The 20,206-nt window shown below is 42.8% G+C and carries 15 protein-coding genes and 3 pseudogenes; 14 read left to right on the top strand and 4 right to left on the bottom strand.

Translation table 11 applies throughout. From position 1 onward, the window contains the following. Positions 1-110: 110 nt before the first annotated feature. The 5 genes and pseudogenes from NSTCB13_RS15465 to NSTCB13_RS15485 all read left to right on the top strand — a co-directional run bounded on the left by NSTCB13_RS15465 (position 111) and on the right by NSTCB13_RS15485 (position 7,030). Complete coding sequence (locus NSTCB13_RS15465) at positions 111-1,841, top strand: NACHT domain-containing protein (RefSeq protein ID WP_448265409.1); 1,731 nt, start codon at positions 111-113, stop codon at positions 1,839-1,841. A 157-nt stretch (positions 1,842-1,998) separates the two neighbouring features. Next, positions 1,999-2,142 (top strand): hypothetical protein, encoded by a 144-nt coding sequence (locus tag NSTCB13_RS15470; protein ID WP_448272878.1) that lies wholly within the window; start codon positions 1,999-2,001, stop codon positions 2,140-2,142. 100 nt (positions 2,143-2,242) lie between these two features. After that, positions 2,243-2,956: a conjugal transfer protein TrbI gene (locus NSTCB13_RS15475; RefSeq protein ID WP_448265412.1), complete on the top strand. Its 714-nt coding sequence runs from the start codon at positions 2,243-2,245 to the stop codon at positions 2,954-2,956. A gap of 1,643 nt (positions 2,957-4,599) precedes the next feature. Next, positions 4,600-5,229, top strand: a pseudogene (locus tag NSTCB13_RS15480) (S-layer homology domain-containing protein); the annotation flags it as partial. A 559-nt stretch (positions 5,230-5,788) separates the two neighbouring features. Then, positions 5,789-7,030 carry an S-layer homology domain-containing protein gene (locus tag NSTCB13_RS15485; protein WP_445627807.1) on the top strand — a complete coding sequence of 414 codons (1,242 nt, stop codon included), beginning with the start codon at positions 5,789-5,791 and terminating at the stop codon, positions 7,028-7,030. Positions 7,031-7,348: 318 nt separating this feature from the next. On the opposite strand, the gene NSTCB13_RS15490 is transcribed toward NSTCB13_RS15485, so the two are convergent. Then, entirely contained in the window at positions 7,349-8,269 is a 921-nt protein-coding gene (locus tag NSTCB13_RS15490) for an AraC family transcriptional regulator (RefSeq protein WP_448272879.1), read from the bottom strand. 411 nt (positions 8,270-8,680) lie between these two features. On the opposite strand from NSTCB13_RS15490, the gene NSTCB13_RS15495 reads away from it, so the two are divergent. The 3 genes from NSTCB13_RS15495 (at position 8,681) to NSTCB13_RS15505 (ending at position 11,491) form a co-directional block, all read left to right on the top strand. After that, positions 8,681-9,646, top strand: coding sequence for a quinone oxidoreductase family protein (locus NSTCB13_RS15495; RefSeq protein WP_448272880.1), 966 nt, complete (start codon positions 8,681-8,683; stop codon positions 9,644-9,646). 7 nt (positions 9,647-9,653) lie between these two features. Beyond that, on the top strand, positions 9,654-10,478 hold the full coding sequence (locus NSTCB13_RS15500) for an SDR family oxidoreductase (protein WP_448265414.1): 825 nt from the start codon (positions 9,654-9,656) through the stop codon (positions 10,476-10,478). Positions 10,479-10,603: 125 nt separating this feature from the next. After that, positions 10,604-11,491 carry an aldo/keto reductase family oxidoreductase gene (locus NSTCB13_RS15505; RefSeq protein WP_448265415.1) on the top strand — a complete coding sequence of 296 codons (888 nt, stop codon included), beginning with the start codon at positions 10,604-10,606 and terminating at the stop codon, positions 11,489-11,491. 39 nt (positions 11,492-11,530) lie between these two features. On the opposite strand, the gene NSTCB13_RS15510 is transcribed toward NSTCB13_RS15505, so the two are convergent. Beyond that, positions 11,531-12,886: a GAF domain-containing sensor histidine kinase gene (locus NSTCB13_RS15510; RefSeq protein ID WP_445627802.1), complete on the bottom strand. Its 1,356-nt coding sequence runs from the start codon at positions 12,884-12,886 to the stop codon at positions 11,531-11,533. A 287-nt stretch (positions 12,887-13,173) separates the two neighbouring features. Here NSTCB13_RS15510 and NSTCB13_RS15515 point away from each other — a divergent pair, with 287 nt between their 5' ends. After that, positions 13,174-13,491 (top strand): DUF3155 domain-containing protein, encoded by a 318-nt coding sequence (locus NSTCB13_RS15515; protein WP_041566316.1) that lies wholly within the window; start codon positions 13,174-13,176, stop codon positions 13,489-13,491. 448 nt (positions 13,492-13,939) lie between these two features. On the opposite strand, the gene NSTCB13_RS15520 is transcribed toward NSTCB13_RS15515, so the two are convergent. Together NSTCB13_RS15520 and NSTCB13_RS15525 are read right to left on the bottom strand one after the other, a co-directional pair. After that, positions 13,940-14,470 carry a cofactor assembly of complex C subunit B gene (locus NSTCB13_RS15520; protein WP_322698287.1) on the bottom strand — a complete coding sequence of 177 codons (531 nt, stop codon included), beginning with the start codon at positions 14,468-14,470 and terminating at the stop codon, positions 13,940-13,942. Positions 14,471-14,522: 52 nt separating this feature from the next. Further along, a complete protein-coding gene (locus tag NSTCB13_RS15525) occupies positions 14,523-14,870 on the bottom strand; it encodes a PadR family transcriptional regulator (protein ID WP_445627801.1) in 348 nt (115 codons plus the stop codon). Positions 14,871-15,467: 597 nt separating this feature from the next. Here NSTCB13_RS15525 and NSTCB13_RS15530 point away from each other — a divergent pair. The 5 genes and pseudogenes from NSTCB13_RS15530 to nth all read left to right on the top strand — a co-directional run bounded on the left by NSTCB13_RS15530 (position 15,468) and on the right by nth (position 20,155). Further along, complete coding sequence (locus tag NSTCB13_RS15530) at positions 15,468-16,046, top strand: DUF3611 family protein (RefSeq protein WP_448272881.1); 579 nt, start codon at positions 15,468-15,470, stop codon at positions 16,044-16,046. 226 nt (positions 16,047-16,272) lie between these two features. Then, a complete protein-coding gene (locus tag NSTCB13_RS15535) occupies positions 16,273-16,602 on the top strand; it encodes a hypothetical protein (RefSeq protein WP_448272883.1) in 330 nt (109 codons plus the stop codon). 193 nt (positions 16,603-16,795) lie between these two features. After that, positions 16,796-18,076, top strand: a complete 1,281-nt coding sequence (gene serS, locus NSTCB13_RS15540; protein ID WP_448272885.1) for a serine--tRNA ligase — start codon at positions 16,796-16,798, stop codon at positions 18,074-18,076. 311 nt (positions 18,077-18,387) lie between these two features. Further along, positions 18,388-19,489: pseudogene (gene rseP, locus NSTCB13_RS15545) on the top strand (RIP metalloprotease RseP). Continuing rightward, a pseudogene (gene nth / locus NSTCB13_RS15550) lies at positions 19,465-20,155 on the top strand (endonuclease III). The pseudogenes rseP and nth overlap by 25 nt, the downstream one beginning before the upstream one ends. Positions 20,156-20,206: the final 51 nt, after the last annotated feature.

Genomic DNA, 20,206 nt, shown 5'->3' on the forward strand with positions numbered 1-20,206 from the left:
ATGAATTATTACAACAGTGTAAAAGCCAAGATTTTGACCGCTTTGGACTGGGCAGAATTACTCAAAAACGAGTACCAGGGCTAGAGGCGGTAGAAAAATATCCTAAGTTGATGATTTTGGGTAAGCCAGGAGCAGGTAAAACTACGTTTTTGAAGTATTTGGCAATTCAGTGTATTGAAGCTAAATTTCAGAGTAATTGCGTGCCAATTTTTATCACACTCAAAGACTTCGCTGAAGCCTTAAATCAACCTGGATTGTTGGAATACATCAGTGAAAATGCCGTAAATCACGTTTCTGCAACAAGTAACATTTTAGAGACGCAATTTATCACGTCTATTCAAAATGTGATAACTCACGGTAAAGTATTACTTTTACTCGATGGCTTAGATGAGGTTAGAGAAGAAGATAACAGCCGTATATTAAAGGAAATTCGTGAGTTTTCTGACCGTTTCCCAAACAATCACTTTGTAATGACTTGCCGGATTGCAGCACGTGAGTATACTTTTGAAAAGTTTACGGAGGTTGAAGTTGCTGATTTTGACGATGAGCAAATTGCTAATTTTGCAAATAATTGGTTTAAGAATAAAGCTATAAAATCAAAGACTTTTATTAAACTCCTCAAAGACAATAACCGAATTCAAGAACTCGCTATAAGTCCGCTCCTACTAACACTGTTATGTTTAGCATTTGAAGAGTCAGGAGATTTTCCAGCAAATCGTTCTGAGCTATACAAAGAAGGAATAGATACGCTATTAAAAAAATGGGATGCAAAGCGGGGAATTCAGCGCGATCAAGTTTATAAAAAGCTGTCAGTCCAACGTAAAGAAGATTTACTCAGTAAAATTGCTCTGGCTACCTTTGAGTTAGGTGACTATTTCTTTAAACAAAAAATAGCAGAACAATACATTACAGAATATATCCGCAATTTACCTGGTGCTAATACTGATGAGGAAGCATTGCAATTTGATAGCGAGCAAGTTTTGCATTCAATTGAGCATCATCATGGACTTGTTGTAGCCAGGGCAAAAAATATTTACTCTTTTTGTCACCTTACATTTCACGAGTATTTCACTGCTAGAGAATTTGTGGTTGTCAGACAGTCATCAGAAGAGGCGCTACAAAATCTTGTTAGCCACATGACCGAGAAACGTTGGCGAGAAGTCTTTTTGCTAGCTGTTGGAATGTCACCAAGTGCAGATCGATTATTGCTGTGTATAAAAAAGAAAATTGATGCGAGTCTGGCTGATGAGCAAAAGTTGCAACAGTTTCTTATATGGGTAAGAGAGAAATCTATTTCCGTTGAGGTTTCTTACAAACCAGCAACAGTTAGAGCTTTTTACTTTTCTCTCTCATTCTTTCGAGCCTTCTCCTTTTCCCGAGTTGTTTCCCTCTCCCGATCTCTCGAAGTCTTCCTTCCTCTCAACTTTGACCTTGACCTCGACTTTGAGCTATGTCGACCAGTCAACCTCTCTCTCGATCTCAATCTCTCTCAACTTCTTTCCAGAACCCTTAACTCAGAACTCAAGTATTCACTGCAACAACTTCAAGAGCAACTACCAGACGGAAAAGACTGGAAAAAATCTCAGAAATGGTGGTTAGATGATATGCAAGCTTGGAGAGAGGAATTAAGAGCAGTAATAATTAAACATCGTAATGTTGGTCATAATTGGCAGTTTAGCGAACGGCAGAAGGAGTTACTAAACCAGTACCACAATGCTAATTTGTTACTGATATCTTTCCTAAATAGCGATTGTTATGTCAGCCGTGAAGTCCGACAGCAAATAGAAGATACTTTACTATTACCGATCGCAGAGATTAAACAGCGCCAACAGCAATCATAAATACCCATATAATAGATAGTGAATTATTCGTTAAAAAAACGAAAATATTTCACCAATATTCGCAAATAAATCTAGAATGGAAGTAAGAGTTCACAGTCAACCCATTCGCCTCTATTCAATGGCTTAAATATGTGGACATGAGTAATAAAACAGCATTTTGGAACAAAATGATACTCATTTACGTCGTGCAAACCTTTCATCTTTAATTTTAGTAACGCACATTAGCAGAATACAAATTCTGAGAAGCGATGTCTATGACGGTTTACGTCTGTGCGATCGCAAAAACTTCCCATCAGAATAAGTACTTGTATACGCCTACAGACAGGTTCCCAAACAGTCAGAAACAAACTCAGTGAATCCTCGTCATTAAATACATCACATATACAAAGGATAACCCTCTTATGACTCGCATACATCAATGGAAATCTGGTACTGTTGCATTTATCGCAATGGCGGTTACTACAACCGTCATTAGTCCCCTATTGAGCTTGACTCCTGCTAATGCACAATATAGAATTAACCAAGACAGAATTGGGCAATACGGAAACGTTACTATTCCTTCTGGAGTTAACCTTCCTGTAACCTACGAAAAAGAGACAATTACTATTGCTCCAGGAGAAAGTAAATCTCTAACCTTGAGAATTGCCAATGACATTATCGATAGAAATAGAAATGTCTTAATTCCTGCTGGTACTAAAATAAATGGACGGCTAGAACCTGTTGATTTAGATGGTTATTCCAGAGATAGAAATGATAACCAAGGAAAAGGCGTAAGGTTTGTCGCTCAAGAATTAGAATTTTCTAATGGTCAACGTCAGTCAATTAACGCAAGTTCTCGGACATACACCACAACTCAAAGAGTTAAACAGGGGCCCAACACCAGTCAGGTTTTAACTGACGCAGCTATTGGTGGGGGTGCTGGTGTTTTAGGTTCACTAATTACTGGTAATCGCAGAATTGACGATTTAAAACCTGTTCTCGGTGCGGCTGCGGGTGCGGGTGCGAGTGTGCTTTTGCGGAACAAAGAAAGAGATGCTTTTGTCCTCAGACCTGAACAGGATTTAAGGCTCACACTGAATTCTAACTTGAATTTAGTACCACAATCCCGCTACTAAATTTAACTTCATTCAAGTTGTGAATTTAATTATCCCTTATATGCGATCGCCACTTTAACTAGAGTGTGCGATCGCCTTTATTTTTAACCCTAAAAAATTCTCTTGAACAGCAACTATTTCACCTCTGCATCGTCTCGATAGATATCGATATTTATTGTAATACTTATTTAAAAATTAGCTTTATTGTATTCTGTATCTAAAAGAGTATTCAAAATTATGGAATATCCTGATACTTTTATTAAGTAGTAGCGATCGAGGAGCTTTTTCTTATGGTAATTCAAGGTTTAAATTTAGGCACATATCTTGCAATTCCCGTAGTATTAAGTCTTTTGGTTCCGGGAGACAATATAAAAGTATCTTTAGTTGAAAACGCCAGTCAGGTATCCACTAACAAGGAAGTTAGTCTATCTAGCGGTGAGCTAATCAGCGCTAATTCAACACCGAAAACATACTATGTTAGTGGTAGTGGAAACGACAATAATAGCGGACTTTCTACTTCATCTGCCTTTAAAACAATTCAAAAGGCAGCAGACCTTACGAACCCTGGCGATACAGTATTGATAATGAACGGAGTATACACAAATACAGGCAAAGCTGGGAGTGTAGTAAATATTATACGTTCTGGAACTGCAAATGCATGGATTAGGTATAAAGCATATCCTGGGCATTTCCCAAAAATTCAGCACAATACATGGAATGGTATCACGATTTCAAATAAAGCTTCGTATATCGAGATCAACGGGTTAGAGGTTATGGGAAACAATCCCAATATAACCCTTGATTATGCGATGAGTCAGAAGACTAACAAACAAAACCCACTGACGAATGGAAACTGTATCAACATTGATGGTCGAACGAATGGTCATGTTCATCACATCCGTATTTTGAACAACAAAGTGCATGACTGTGGAGGAGCAGGTATTTCAGCAATTCAAGCAGACTATGTGACAATAGATAATAATGTGGTATTTAATAATGCCTGGTACAGCGTTTATGGTTGCAGTGGCATTTCGATGTTGAATAATTGGAATTCTGATAACAACCAGGGATACAAGATGTTTGTTACCAACAACAAGACCTACAACAATCGTATGTACATCCCTTGGATTGCAGTTGGAAAGATCACAGACGGTAATGGCATTATTATCGATAGTACAAGAAATCAAGACAATTCAAAATTGGGCGCATATAAAGGACGTACTTTAGTTAAAAACAATCTTACATTTAATAATGGTGGTTCAGGGATTCATGCATTTTTTAGCGACCATGTTGATATTGTAAATAACACAGCTTTTTTAAATAATCAGAGTCCAGAAATTAATGGAGGGCAAATATTTGCTCATACCTCATCCGATGTCAGAATTCTCAGGAACATTCTCTATGCTTTTCCTGACAAAAATATTAATAACAACACTAAAAACAAAAACGTTGTTTATGATTATAATATCTATCTCAATAGCACTAAGATAACTGCTAAGGGGCCTCACGATATTGTTGCAGACTCAGAGTTTTTAAGTAAGCATCCCACTCTCGAAAAAATCTCTGACAATTTGAAATCAGAGTTAGAGAAACAAAATCCGTCAACGCGGACTGTTATACAGGCTAATTCGGCAGGTTTTGTTTGCGATCCAGTGAATTATCCTTTGCAAGGCAATCAGATCGTAGTGGGATGCTCCTCGCTATCTTCAACTCAAACTGCTTTTTCTGATGTTTCATCTAACTATTGGGCGGCACAATTTATTCAACAATTGTCTCAGCAAGGTGTAATTGCTGGATTTCCTGATGGTAGCTTCCGCCCTGAAGAACCGGTGACACGCGCTCAATTTGCCGCGATGATCGACAAAGCTTTCCCAAAAGCCCAGCAACGGCAGGCAATCAATTTTACTGATGTACCTAGTAACTATTGGGCATCTAGTGCGATTGGGCAAGCTTATACTATTGGTTTCTTATCTGGTTATCCTGGAAATCGCTTTGAGCCTAATCAAGCTATTCCCCGCGAGCAGGTTTTGGTTTCCCTCGCTAACGGTCTGAAATATAGTCCCAGTGGCAATGCCGAAAGCACTCTGAAATACTTCAACGATGCCTCTAACATCGCTAACTATGCCCGTAGCCCGATCGCCGCAGCAGCCCAAAAGCAAATTGTGGTGAACTATCCGAACGTGAAATCCCTGAATCCAACTGCAACCGCCACTCGCGCCCAGGTAGCAGCTTTTATCTACCAAGCATTGGTTAGTTCTAATCAAGCCCCAGCAATTAACTCGCCTTATGTTGTGTTAAGAGTCAGCAATTAACTTCGGATCTACTACTTCAACACCTGTATCAGTCACAATTAGAATCTGTTGATTTAGATAGTTATTTAATAGGCGATCGCTACTTTAACTAGAGTGTGCGATCGCCTTCACTTTTAACTATAAAATTGTGTATTTAACAGCAACTATTATTTCTCTAGATCGTCTCACTCCGTATCTATATTTTTGGAAATCTGCTAATAGAGAATAGTGTGATGATATTACTTCTATTAACATGAGTTTGACGGCTCTAAAAATCCCATTTACATTCCCCTCTCTCACTCTTCGAGAGGCTTTGAAACCCTAATTTTTTCGTTGTCAACTAAGAATATTTCTGCCCCTCTCTGTCTCGGAGAGGGGTTGGGGAGAGGTTCATCGAACTCACGTTCTATTAGCTAGTTCGTTTGGCATAGATGTTTTAATGATGACTGCATGACTAAAGTAATGGTTTTGACAAAAAGCAGAAAAATTAGGAACCTTGTACTTTAGTAAATGTCTAACTAATTAACAGTAAAAAAAATAATAGAACTGGAGCAAAAAAATAATGTTTAACTTAAATCGTTGGCAATCTAGAACAGCTGCATTCATGGCTTTAAGCGTCACAGTCGGTACTGTAGCGCCTTTCATTACAGCTTCACCATCTTTAGCTCAAACGAGTTTTTCTGATGTTTCATCTAACTATTGGGCAGCACAATTTATTCAACAATTGTCACAGCGAGGTGTAATTGCCGGATTTCCTGATGGTAGTTTCCGCCCAGAAGAACCGGTGACACGCGCTCAATTTGCTGCGATGGTTAACAAAGCTTTCCAAAAAGCACAGCAACGGCCAGCAATCAATTTTGCTGATGTACCCAGCAACTATTGGGCATCCAGTGCAATCCAGCAAGCTTATACCATTGGTTTCTTATCTGGTTATCCCGGTAATCGCTTTGAGCCTAATCAAGCTATTCCCCGCGAACAGGTTTTAGTTTCTCTCGCTAACGGTTTGGAATATACTCCTAGCGGTAATACCGAAAGCACTCTGCAATACTTCAACGATGCCTCTAACATCGCTAGCTATGCCCGTAGCCCGATCGCCGCAGCAACTGAAAGGAAAATTGTGGTGAACTATCCGAATGTGAACTTCCTGAATCCAACTGCAACCGCTACTCGCGCCCAGGTAGCAGCTTTTATCTACCAAGCATTGGTTAGTTCTAATCAAGCCTCAGCAATTAACTCGCCTTATGTTGTGGCTGTCGGATCTACTACCCCAACACCTACATCAGTGACAATTGCTCAAGGGACTACTATTCCTGTGAAGTATGACAAGGCAGAAAAAATTCTCGTTACAAAGGATGAAACATCGCCTTTGACATTGACAGTATCCCAAAACGTGGTAACGCAAGACGGAGCTGTAGTCATTCCTGCTGGGAGCCAAGTTGTTGGTCAACTCAAACCTGCTACAGGCGGTTCTCAATTCGTTGCCGAGAAACTAGTTTTGACCAATGGTCAAGAGTATCAGCTTAATGCTAGTTCTGACGTGATTACCAAAACTGAAACCGTCAAGAAGGGTACTAGTCTTGGTTCAATTATCAAGGATACTGTATTGGGCGCAGGTGCGGCAACTGCGGTATCTGCTGTCACAGGCGATCGCGCTATTGCCACAGAAGAAGTCTTGGGTGGTGCTGGTATCGGTGCGTTGGTTGGTCTGTTCTTCGGCAAGAATAGTGTTGACTTAATCGCCATTGACCCAAATACTGATTTACAAATGACCATCAATCAAAACTTGTTGGTTTCATTAAGATAGTCATTAGTACATTTAAAGCCGAATTGAAAGAATAGCGTAAGTACTATATATTGTATGTATATAGTACTTACGCTAGTTTTTTTATCAAACTAAAAACTTTTAGAAAATTCCTGAAACTAAATTTAAGTTAAGCAAGTTTTTTATGCCGTTGTTTATTAATTTATGAGAGTGATAATAGCGCTATAGAGGTGAGACAAAACTAATTTTATAGATATTATTAAAAAAATAATTTCAATGATTGGTACTTTTAGTAGACTGAAAAGTTTTGATTGAGGAAAGAATAAAAGTATTACGAATTACGAATTAGTAATTATTCGGTCAAGCCGTTCGTAATCGTTCGATGTCTCGCATCGGTGGCGCACCGAACAGGCGTGAATATTCCCGGCTGAACTGTGAAGGACTTTCGTACCCGACCTGATAAGCAGCAGAGGTTGCATCACAATCTTCCGTCAGCATCAAGCGACGAGCTTCTAACAGTCTTAACTGCTTTTGATATTGAAGTGGACTCATTGAGGTCACTTGTTTGAAGTGCTGATGAAACGATGAAGTAGACATTCTCACCTGCTTTGCTAAGTCCTCGACTCGCATCGGCTGAGTAAACTTAGACTTAATCCGTTTGATCGCTTCAGCAATTCGCTGCATACTGCTGCCAGAGGTAGCAATTTGACGCACAGCTTCACTTTGTTCCCCGATCAGCAGACGGTAGTAGAGTTCCCGAATCATCATCGGTGCCAGCATGGGAATATCCTGTGGCGTATCTAAGAGCTTAGTGAGGCGAAGGGCACAGTCAAGCAACGTGGGATCGGCGTTGCTCACAAATAAGCCTCGGACGGAGTTCTCTTTCTTCGCCGAACTAAAATTCATTTGAGCAGCCATTTCACAAAGTTGCATTGGGTCTAGGGTCAGCTTTAATCCCAAATACGGCCGATCGCTTGTCGCCTCAACAATACACCCACCGATGGGGAGATCGACTGAGACAACAAGACATTGCCCGATCTCATAGGGATACGTTTCCTCTCCCAGCACTATGTTTTTCTTGCCTTGAACGAGAATGGCCAGACGCGGTTCATAATCCTGGTAAATGATGGCAGATGACGCATTCGATCGCGAAAAGCTCAATGATGCGATCGCAGTTGGATAGACAAGGTTGTTATTGGGTTCGGTGTGCCGCGCCACTAATGTCGCCAGGGCTTCGCACCGATCTGCAACTACCTCAGAATTGGGGATAACGAAAGTCATGGTACCTCGACTCATTCAATGCCCTACACGATTATAGAATGTCTTCAAGCGATCCATGCTGGAGAATTAGGCAAGGATCGAAGAGTTTTAGGCATTGGAAACGCTGAATCGAATTCGTAGGATGAAAGTATCTCAAGCAAGACCTTAGAGAGTCCGAAGAACGATGCCGCATTTCTTTTCTGAAATTAAAAACTTCTTGGAGGAAATGGCAATCCGTCCAAACAAACTTTAGACCTCTTGCAAAAAGAACTTTTGCAAGAGGTGGGAAAAGGGAAAAGGTTAAAGGGGAAAGGAAAAATAATAAACCTTTCCCCCGCCCCTTATCCCGACTTTTGCAAGAAGTCTTTTGAAAAGTTTTACGCCTTTGAACTCCTCAATCACAACTGAAGCAATAAGCAGAAGAACCTATTTATGCAAAATACTCCCCAACAAATGAAAGCAATGGCTGTGGATGAGTTCGGTCATGCTGACAAGCTGACTTTGCACACCTTACCCGTGCCTATGGTAGATGCAGGCGAAGTTTTGATTTGCATTGAGACCGCCGGAGTTGGCATCTGGGACGCAATGGAGCGTGAAGGCGATCTGGTGTATAACGAAGTCCACTTTCCGCGTGTGCTAGGCGGCGAATGTGCAGGCACGATCGTTGCCATTGGCGACGGGGTTGAGCGTTTTGCTGTTGGCGATCGCGTTTACGCCCAAAGCTTCATGAATGACAAAGGCGGTAGCTATGCCCAATACGTCGTCGTATCTGAGAAAACGGTCGCGCTGATGCCCGATGGTCTCGATATGCTGATGGCAGGCGGGCTACCCATTGCTGGTATAACAGCGCTAAACAATTTGCAGGCGCTGGGGATAAGCAGCGAAACCAAATTAATGCTATGGGGCGCGAGTGGTGGCGTCGGTCACGTCGCGCTGCAACTGGCTAAACGTATGGGGGCAAACGTTTTCGCGATCGCATCGGGTGCAGACGGTGTAGCTTTGGCTAAACAATTGGGTGCCGATGAAGCAGTAGACGGACACAGCGACGACATTGCCCAACGCGCCCGCACTTTTGCACCCGATGGCTTCGATGCGGCGCTGGTGCTGGTGGGCGGCGATACAGTTCAATCTACGCTGAGTTTAGTGCGTCAGGGTGGGATCGTCTCCTTTCCTAATGGCGTGATGCCCGAACCCAAAGCGCCCGACGGGGTGGAACTCAAGAAGGCAAATGGCTTCGCCGACCCGATATTGTTAGACGAACTTAACCGATTGATCGGTATCGGTGAGTTTCAAGTTCACATCGCGCAGACATTTGCGCTGTCAGAGGCGGCACAAGCGCAGGATGCGATGAAACAGCACTATCTGGGCAAAATCGTGTTGCGTGTGAGCGGCGAATAAGCGCTGATTGAATTTTCAGCTTTTACAACAACTTAACTTTCAACAAATTTTGACATCTTTCCAGGAAAATATACCTATGAATCTCACGGACAACACCATCCTCATTACTGGCGGCACAAGCGGCATCGGTCGTGGGCTTGCCGAGGCTTTCTATCAACGCGGTAATCAAGTTATTATCGCGGGTCGCCGTCAACATCTTCTCGACGAAATCACCGCCGCTCACTCCGGTATGCACGGGATTCAACTTGACGTTCAAGATCCGGCGGACATCGAAGCCTTTGCTTCCCGCATTCGAGAGCAGTTCCCTAAACTCAATGTTCTAATCAACAATGCCGGAATTGGTAAGACGGAAGACCTCACCTCAGATCCGATCGATTTCTCCGTGATGCAGTCTATAATTCAGACTAATGTTGTCGGTGTACTTCACCTGACGGCAGCACTCCTCCCGACTCTCAAACAGCAACCGCATTCAACGATTATCACCACCACCTCTGGCTTGGCTTTCGTTCCCATCAGTCCATATCCGACTTATTGCGCGAGCAAGGCTTTTCTGCACTCTTGGTTGCAGTCGCTCCGCGTTCAACTTCGGGAAACCTCCGTGGAGGTTCTTGAACTTGCCCCACCCTATGTACAGACGGAGTTTGGCGGGGCTAGTCAGGCGACCGATCCTGCTGCAATGCCATTGGCTGACTTTATTGCTGAAGTGATGCAGATTCTCAGCACTCCCAACCCGCCCCACGGTGAAATCCTTGTTAATCGTGTCAAAGCATATCGCTTTGCTGAAAGGAACGGTGAGTATGAGCAAATATTCGCGAGCCGCAACGAACAATGACAAGCGATAGGAATCTATCGATCGCCAGGAGAGGGCTTCGATCGCACGCAGCAACATCAATGAGAAATGGACTCTCAAAATTGCTTTCATTAAATCACTAAAAAATTTTTGGAGAAAGTAGCAATATGTCCGAGCAAACGAACCTTGGCGGCACTTTTACGTTGCCGAACACTTCAATCACAGTGAAGCGCATAGGTTATGGTGCCATGCAACTCGCGGGTCCGAATGTAATGGGTGCGCCGCGAGATGTGGATGCAGCCGTTGCTGTTTTGCGCGAAGCGATCGCCCTTGGCATTAATCATATCGATACCAGCGACTTCTACGGACCTCACATCACGAATCAAATTATCAGACAAGCACTGCATCCCTACCCGGAAGATTTAGCGATCGTCACTAAGGTGGGAGCGCGTCGTCCTGAAGATGGATCGTGGGTTCCCGCGATGTCGCCGCAGGAGCTGACCGAGGCGATTCACGACAACTTGCGTAACCTCGGACTCGATGCGATCGATGTTGTCAATCTCCGCTTGATGGGTAACGTTCACGGGCCATCGGAGGGTTCTCTTGCAGAGCCGCTAACGACCTTAGCCGAACTTAAGGAGCAGGGATTAATTCGTCACCTCGGTTTGAGCAATGTCACACCTACGCAGTTGGCAGAGGCGCAAACGATCGCAGAAATCGTCTGCGTGCAGAATCAGTACAACGTAGCGCACCGGGAAGATGACGCTTTCATTGACGACCTCGCAAAGCAGGGAATTGCTTATGTGCCGTTCTTCCCGCTGGGTGGGTTCAATCCGTTGCAATCATCAGCCCTCGATGCTGTCGCAGCATCACTTGGAGCCACACCGATGCAGGTCGCCTTGGCATGGCTGCTTCAGAGATCGCCGAACATCTTGTTAATTCCCGGAACGTCATCCATTAGTCATCTGCACGAAAACATCAAAGCGGCAGACCTGCAACTTTCACCGCAAACGATCGCACATCTCGACGCGATCGCTACAACTGCGGTTCAGTAAAAATATTAAAGGAAAACGGGATAACTTGTTTTCAATAGACTAATTCTCAACTTCCGGCAACCAAATAATAAATGTAGTTCCCGGCGCATTTGGTGAAGTGAATTTAGAGTTGATTGCAGGGCTGAAAACCTCAATTTCGCCCTGCATTTGCTCTATTAGTTGTTTAGCGATCGCTAACCCCAAACCTGTGCCAGGGATTTCTGTTTGCGCTTGTACACCGCGATAATGCCGTTCTCCAAGATGTTCTAAATCCTGGGGTGGAATGCCGGGCCCGTTATCACTAATAACTATTCCCTGAAAATGAGCTTTTTTTTGCCCTGCTTGAATCAAAATTTTGCCACCACTGGGAGTGTATTTCAAAGCATTATCAATAATATTAGTTAACACCTCTCGTAATGCTTTGACATTAGCACGTACTAGGGATGAATTCTCTTGAATTTCAGTTATTAGTTTTAGCTTTCGCTCTTGGGCGATCGCTTTGGCTGATATTAATAATGGTTCTAATATATCTGCTAGGGAGCAGTCAACTGCTTTATCTCCCGTTCCCGGCAATAATAGCGGCGGTTTAGCGGATTTTTGAATAGTTGCTTCTACAAATACTCCATCTTCCGGTAGATGTAGTGGTGCTAAATCTGCCTCTGTCAAGTCAATTACTTGTTCAAATTGTTGCAGTAATTCTTTAAGGCGATCGCTTTCTCTGACAATACTATTTGCCACATCCCGGTTAGCATCTGCTGGTCGTAGTCGTTTCAATAACAGTTTGCCAAAAGTCCGTAACGCCGTTAATGGGTTACGAAACTGATGCAACAGGTTATCTAGCAAATCCCGCTGTTTTTCTTGAAGAATTTGTTGCTCGCGCAACTGTTGCTCAAACCATGCTCGCCGCTGATCTAAAATACAAGCGATCGCTAATGTTTGGGCTATCCGTTGAATCTGACTTTGTTCGTGTTCATTCCATAGCCGGTCTTTCCTACCTGTCACTAATAACCCCATCATCACACCCTCATAAATCAAAGGTAAAACAATTTGGTTGCCACTAAGTAGGTATTCCTCTTTGAGATCGGGTTGAGACGCATCTGGTATCTCAGACTCTCGTGACGAAGTTGGAGGTTCTGAACCTGCTGTCAATAACCTTCTTTGATGATTGGGTAATATAAATGCATTTCCAACTTGAAGTTGCTTGTATGCCGTCGCTTCAATAGTTTCCTCTCCTGGCAGCAATAATGCTGTTTCCGGGTAAATCACCACAGGAATCAGTTTGGCATCGCCAGAAGGAGTATCTACCAATTCTTGTGTTAAGTACACAATACTTAAAGTTGCTCCTAGCCCTTGGGTTAGTAGCGCTATTTGCTCTCGACACAGAGCAAGAAAATCAGAACTGGCAGACATTAACATTTTTTAGCTTTTGCTCAAGATTATAGATTTTGAGGCATGATGTAAGAGAGGATACTTAATTTTTACCTCACTCATTTCATCAAGCTTAACTAAAATCTTCAAAAGAGATGGTTTGTACTAGGAAATTATATTCTTAGGTAATTTGCTTTTCTCTATGTTTCAAAGATATTAACTTTCTTATATTAAAAGGTTAAAAACTATTGATATTCTAAACTAGAACCTATATAATGACGACGGATTTTGTAGCTATCACTACAATCTATAGCTTGAAAGAGGAGGACAGTATATTGGCAAGGAGACGCAAAAGGAAGAGTCGTCGTCGTCAGGAAGGACGGCGTATTTTGGAACACGTGCCTCAATATAGCATCGAAAGTGGCGAAGAAAAGCCTGTGACAGCAGCAAGAAGATTCATTCAAGCTGAAGGAATTTTGCCACCAGCGTTGCTACTTGTAAAGCGAAATGAACACACTACAGATCGTTATTTCTGGGCAGAAAAGGGACTGTTTGGTGCTCAATACGTAGAGGAAAATCATTTCTTGTTTCCTAGTTTGAGGGTGTTGGAACCTTCACCAGGTCAAGAACCTCTTGCTTTAGCTAGTCGGTGAACCATAGATGGTCATCTTGAGCATTGAATGTGGCTCCTGACTACTATTAACTGGCAAAATTGCTAAGTTTATGCAAAATTTAATTTTTTTTTAGTTTGTAGCTGATTTGCCAGTAAATCTAATCCAGGTAGTTGGAAAGTGAACCTGTTTCAAGCCACGCTAGATTGCATGGATTGATACTACTTTGATGACGCAGAAGAGAATGGGTATAGAGCCAAGTGCCTCTAAAAAGAAGAGTGAAGTTGCGCTCTTATGCCGTAGATGGTTAAAGTTTGCTCTGTCAATGAATTTAAGTTAATGAATTTAAATTTTTTCCCCACGACCAAAGTCGTGGGGAAAACTGGCAAAGCAGCAGTCTTGATTTTCTCCTGACTACTTTCCATTGCCTGCATAGTAGGTTAGGTCACAAGTCTGCATATCATAGTTAAGAGATGGTCGCAAAAATCAACTATTTCCCAGGCTTGAGCTGTAGAGTCCTTTGCAACTCGCCCAGTTCATCTCGATGGGCAACTACAGCAATCTTACTTGAGGAGGTTTGTTCGCTCTGAGTTGTTTCTACTTTGAGCGATACCTTCTCAAGTCTTCCAGATTTTTTCCAATAAAATAGACCACTTAAAGGCGACAGCAGTACCATCGCCAGAACAAGGGTACTCAGGCTAGGAAAAAGCAGGGATGCAACCAGAGATAGACAAACAATCCCAATCGCTGCCAGTAAAGTGAGAAATATGGCTAAGAACCAGCTGGGACGAACATTACCTTCAAAAATTACCTGATTTTGTTCTCGGTCTACCGCTGCCACTCGGTAAGACCGCGATCGAAAATACTCTTTTAATTGAGACATTAAAACAGCTTCATCTTGCTCAGATACTAGGTGGGCTATTTCTGTGCGGTCTTTAGTCGAGGCACGAATAAAGAAAAACAGCCCAACCGATAACAACAAGGTTAGCAGGAAGGTAGATGGCAAAATAGCAGTATCCATAACTAATTGTTAGTGTTTGACTGGAGGAGACTTATTCATTATCAATGATTCGTTACTTTTTCCTCCCGTTGATGTAGTTAAGCCATTGAAAAGCTAAATCCTGAGCTTGAACTTGCCATTCGGGAGAAACTTGGTACATCCGCCTGGGGCGCCCCCGTCCTTCGAGTTTCTTCCAATATCCAGTGATTGCCTTTTGGTCTTCTAGAAATTTGATTGCACTATAAAGTACGGTATCTGAAAGCCGATAGACGGGATACTCAGTTTCTAATTGCTCAATCAACTCGGTTCCGTAGGATTCACCTTGTAATAAAACAGACAGTATGTAACAAACTGCTAGTTCCTGACAAAGGTAAGTTGGCGGAGGATTCTCAAAAAATTGATATATATCCTCAAGTTTCATGGTTAGTGAATGGCTAAAAAAATGCCTTAGGGTAAAGTCTACAATCCTTGTAGACAGTATACAGTGCTACTACTACGCGAGTAATACATATAAAGCTACTTAGACGAGATTTCCAAAGGGTAAACATCAAACAATTACCCACGCCTGTGAAGTTGTGGGGCGAGTTTACGAGTTTTAGGGGCACAAAACAATGTACCCCCACTCAAGCTCGATACGGTGTGGTGAGGAGCGAACAGACAGTGAAAGACTCAGTATCTTGGTGTTAACTGATGCCGAGCTGCTTAAGCAATAAAATGCCATCGAAGAAATTTTACAGGTAAAATGCTATTTTGTCTGTAAAGCTTAATAAACACTTTGTTTTACAGTGATTTTCCCAATGCAAATTCTAAAATCTTAAGCTATGGAATATATCTGAGATCGAAGTGCTACGTCTGTAGACATACTTAAGTAGTAACCATTTATGATTTCCTCGATCGCAGAATTTCTTGTCTTATTTGACAAGTGTGATAGTAAATTTATCAAAGAAGGCGCTAAACTCCCTTCGTCCTCTCCTCCTCGCCTTCCTTATATCTTGCACCCAGCATATTAGCGATCGCTATGTCACAAACTCCCAATGCCCCATCATCTTCCTCAACTCTTAGGGCAATTGCCCAAACTTTTCGCCTTACAGGTTGGATTAGCTTCTGGATTCAGCTAGTACTAGGTGTTGTTTCTAGCATAATTGTGCTGCTGTTCGCCATCTTTAATCAAAGAACTGGCAGCCCTAGTAATAATCCTGGGACTGGCTTTGGCGTATTTTTAGCAATTTGTGGACTGGTTGTTTTAGGTGGGGGGATTTATTTAGCTTACCGTTACACGAGAATTGGCAAGCAATTGGAATCCTCCAATCCCAGCAACCGCCCTCGGAAAAGCGAGACTGTGCAAGTATTACGCTTAGGTGTGTGGGTGAATTTAGGAGGAACCCTAGTGACTCTTTTGGGGGCGCAGGCGATCGTGGGAACACTGGTAGCACGCTCCATATCTCCACAAGCGATAACTACCCAATTTTTTGACCCTACACGGATTATTAGCGGTCTAGATATGCTTGTAGTACAGGCAAACACCAACACCGTCTCAGCCCACTTTGCAGGGCTGGTGGCGTCACTTTGGTTACTCAATCGCATTAACCGACCCTAATAATATGAGTGCTGAGTTTTCAAAAGTCTAAAGAAGTTAACCATAATTTTTCCGAAACAGACAAAACTGGGTGTGAAGACAACTACATAATCCTTGAAAAACATCTTACTAGTACACGTAATTATGAATTTTACCAAGCTGTAGTAGTAGGTGATGCCAAAACTAGCACAGGGATAATATGTACCTTTTTTAGAAGTCTGATACCATGAAAAATCAATTTGACACCATGAGAAATCAACCAGCACAGAAATTTAATCAAGACGTATGGAGATTTGGCGTACAGGTTTTCTTTAGTAGCATCGTGTTGGGGCTGTGCATTTTCAAGCTTGCCTCATCAGGCTCGTCACAACAGGACGACAAGAATATTGCGCTTTACTGGGGTGGTTTATCAGGTGTGCTTGCATACTGGTTACCTTCACCTGGACAAACTAGAGACGATAAGGAACCACCGAATATCACTCAAAGGACGTTTGCAGCCGTTGATAACAATAATGGTAACGATCAGAGTCTTGCTCAGGTTTCTGAAACGACAGTGACTCAAAATACGAATTCATGATTGGTTTAATGCATTATATGGTTTCTTAGCCCTGGCAATCATGCTAGGGTAAAATCTTGCTCAGAGATTGAAACTGATTTTTCTAATAAACTTTGTTTTTGCAGTTACAGCAAAGCAAAATTACTATATGCTAAATGCTTATGTGTTAACTGTATTGACAGGAAGATTTTAGGTTAAAAACTGAGAAAAATCTGTGCTGGATATCAAGCAAATACGGGAAAATCCCCAATTAGTTCAAGAAAGATTGAATAGTCGTAGTGGTAAATACGACATCGAACCGATATTACTGTTAGATCGGCAACAACGGGAACTTGAGGGGACGCGTAGTCAACTCCAAGCTCGTAGCAACGAAATTGGTAAAATTGTTGGGCAGAAGATAAAATCTGGGATCAATCCTCAAGACCCAGAAATTCAAGCTTTGCGGGATGAAGGTAACTCTGTCAAAGCGACGTTGAGTCAACTGGAACCCCAAGAAAAAGACCTGAAAGCTGAAATTGCTCAACTTGTGTTGGCACTTCCCAACTTGCCAAGTGACTCTACACCCCTTGGAAAGAATGAGGAAGATAACGTAGAAGTGCGCCGTTGGGGTGATGAGTACATTCCCCAAAATCCGCATATTCTGCCTCACTGGGAAATTGGCGAAAAGCTGGGTATTCTCAATGTTGAACGAGCTGTAAAAGTTGCCCAAAGTCGCTTTGTGACATTAATAGGCGCTGGTGCAGCATTGGAGAGGGCATTAATTCAATTTATGCTGACTCTCCATACTCAAGCTGGGTATGTGGAAGTCAGTCCACCGCTGTTAGTTAATACTGAGTCTTTGACGGCGACCGGTCAATTACCCAAATTTGCGGAAGAAAGCTTTAAATGCGCTGATGATGACTTGTGGCTGATTCCGACAGCGGAAGTTCCAGTTACAAATCTTTATCGGGGTGAAATTCTCGCTGCTGAAGATTTGCCTATTTACCACTGTGCCTTTACTCCCTGTTTTCGCCGCGAAGCTGGTAGTTATGGGCGCGATATGCGGGGATTAATTCGCCTGCATCAATTTAACAAGGTGGAAATGGTGAAGTTTGTCGAACCTAGTACGTCTTTTGATGAACTGGAAAAATTGGTAGGGAATGCAGAAGCAATTTTACAGGCGTTGCGGTTGCCTTACCGAGTCGTAAATTTAAGTACTGGAGATTTGGGATTTGCCGCTACCAAAACTTATGATTTAGAGGTTTGGTTGCCTTCTTCTGGCAAATACCGCGAAATTTCTAGCTGTTCCAATACTATAGATTTCCAGGCGCGACGGGCTGATATTCGCTTCAAAGAGGCGGGGAAGAAAGGCACTCAGTTCGTACATACCCTCAATGGTTCGGGTTTGGCGGTGGGAAGGACGATGGCAGCAATTTTGGAGAATTATCAACAACCCGATGGAACAGTCAAGATACCAGAAGTGTTGCAACCTTACTTGGGACGTGAAGTTTTATAATTTGTCATTAGTCATTTGTCCTTTGTCCTTTGTTAAAAACTAATGACTAATGACCAATACTTCGACTACGCTCAGTACAAGTGACCAATGACCAATGACGGCAGTTGACGGCAGTTGCTCCACTTGGGGAGACCCCATCGCCCTTGGCGTCTCCCCTTGGGAGAAGACCGCACTGCCTTCTCCACTTGGGGAGACCCCTTGGCGCTAGCCTCTCCCTTTGGGAGAAGACCGCACTGCCTCCCCAATGCCCAATGCCCAATGCCCAATTAGAATGGAGATAACTATAGCTTAATATCTTCACAATTTACTCTATGTCAGTTTTAGCAGCGATCGCAGTCTTGGCTGTTTTGATCTTGGTACACGAGTTGGGACATTTTGTTGCAGCACGTTCTCAAGGCATTCTCGTTAACCGTTTTTCTCTGGGTTTTGGCCCAGTTCTTTTAAAGTACCAAGGTTCGCAAACCGAATATGCTGTCCGCGCTTTTCCCTTGGGCGGCTTTGTGGGCTTTCCCGATGATGACCCCCGATAGCGATGTTCCACCCAATGACGCAAATCTGCTGCGTAACCGTCCAGTTTTAGACCGAGCGATTGTCATCAGTGCTGGAGTGATCGCAAATTTAATATTTGCCTACTTGGTGTTGGCTCTGCAATTGGGTATCGTCGGCATTCCCAAAGAATTAACTTATCAAGCTGGTGTAATTGTCCAGCCTGTTAATCAAGAATCTGTTGCCTACCAAGCAGGAATTCGGGAAGGAGATATTATTCTGGCTGTTAACGGTCGAGAACTCCCGGCTTCTGACAAATCAACTCCTTTGCTGACCAAAGAAATTCAAACTCACCCCAATCAGCAAATCGAACTGAAAATTCTGCGGGAAAAACAACAACAAACCCTGAAATTAACGCCGAAACTGGGAGCCGATGGCAAAGGCGTAGTTGGTGTGGCACTCAGTCCGAATGCTACAGCAATTTATCGCCGTCCTAATAGTCCTTTTGAAATTTTTGGTCTTGCTGCTAACAGGTTTCAACAATTATTTGTTGGGACACTCAGCGGTTTTGGGCAGTTAATTACCAACTTTCAACAAACTGCTGGACAAGTTTCTGGCCCAGTTAATATTGTCAAAATCGGGGCAAAATTAGCTGATGATAATAGCGCAAATCTGTTGTCTTTTGCGGCAATTATCAGCATTAACTTGGCTATTATCAATATTTTGCCTTTACCAGCTTTGGATGGCGGACAACTCGCTTTTCTGGTGATTGAAGGTTTACGCGGTAAGCCAGTACCCGCCCGAATTCAAGAAAGTGTAATGCAAACCGGTTTGGTGTTACTCTTAGGCTTAGGAATTTTTCTGATCGTCAAAGAAACCACCCAATTAACTAGCCAATTGGAATGGGTACAAAAATTGTTCCAGTGAGCATTACCCGCAAATCTTTATCTAAAAAGCAACGAGCGATAGAAATTTTAGCTCGGCTGAAGCGTCTTTATCCAGATGCTACTTGCTCTTTGAACTACTCAACGCCAGTACAATTGTTGGTGGCAACGATTCTCTCTGCTCAGTGTACTGATGAGCGGGTGAATAAAGTGACACCAGCATTATTTACTCGGTTTCCTGATGCAGCGAGTTTAGCGATCGCTGACTTAGTAGAATTAGAAAGTTTGGTGCGTTCAACAGGGTTTTATCGCAATAAAGCCAAGAACATTCAAGCCGCCTGTCGGATGATTGTCACTGAGTTTAACTCTGTTGTCCCCAACCAAATGGAGCAATTATTAAAGCTTCCAGGTGTGGCGCGCAAGACAGCAAATGTAGTCCTAGCTCATGGTTATGGCATTAATGCTGGCGTGACAGTAGATACTCACGTCAAGCGCCTGTGCGAACGCTTGGGTTTAACTGAACATACAGACCCCCGTTCGGATTGAGCAAGATTTAATGGATTTATTGCCTCAGTCTGATTGGGAAAATTGGTCAATTCGGCTGATTTATCACGGTCGTGCTATTTGTAAAGCCCGCTCTCCTGTCTGCGTTGCTTGTGAGCTTGCCGATTTATGTCCGGCTGCAAATAAGCCAGTGGTTGTAGGATAAGCGACACAAGTAACCCCAGAATTGATGGAGAGACTGTAGAATGGAAAACGG

This window comes from Nostoc sp. DSM 114160, assembly GCF_053470305.1.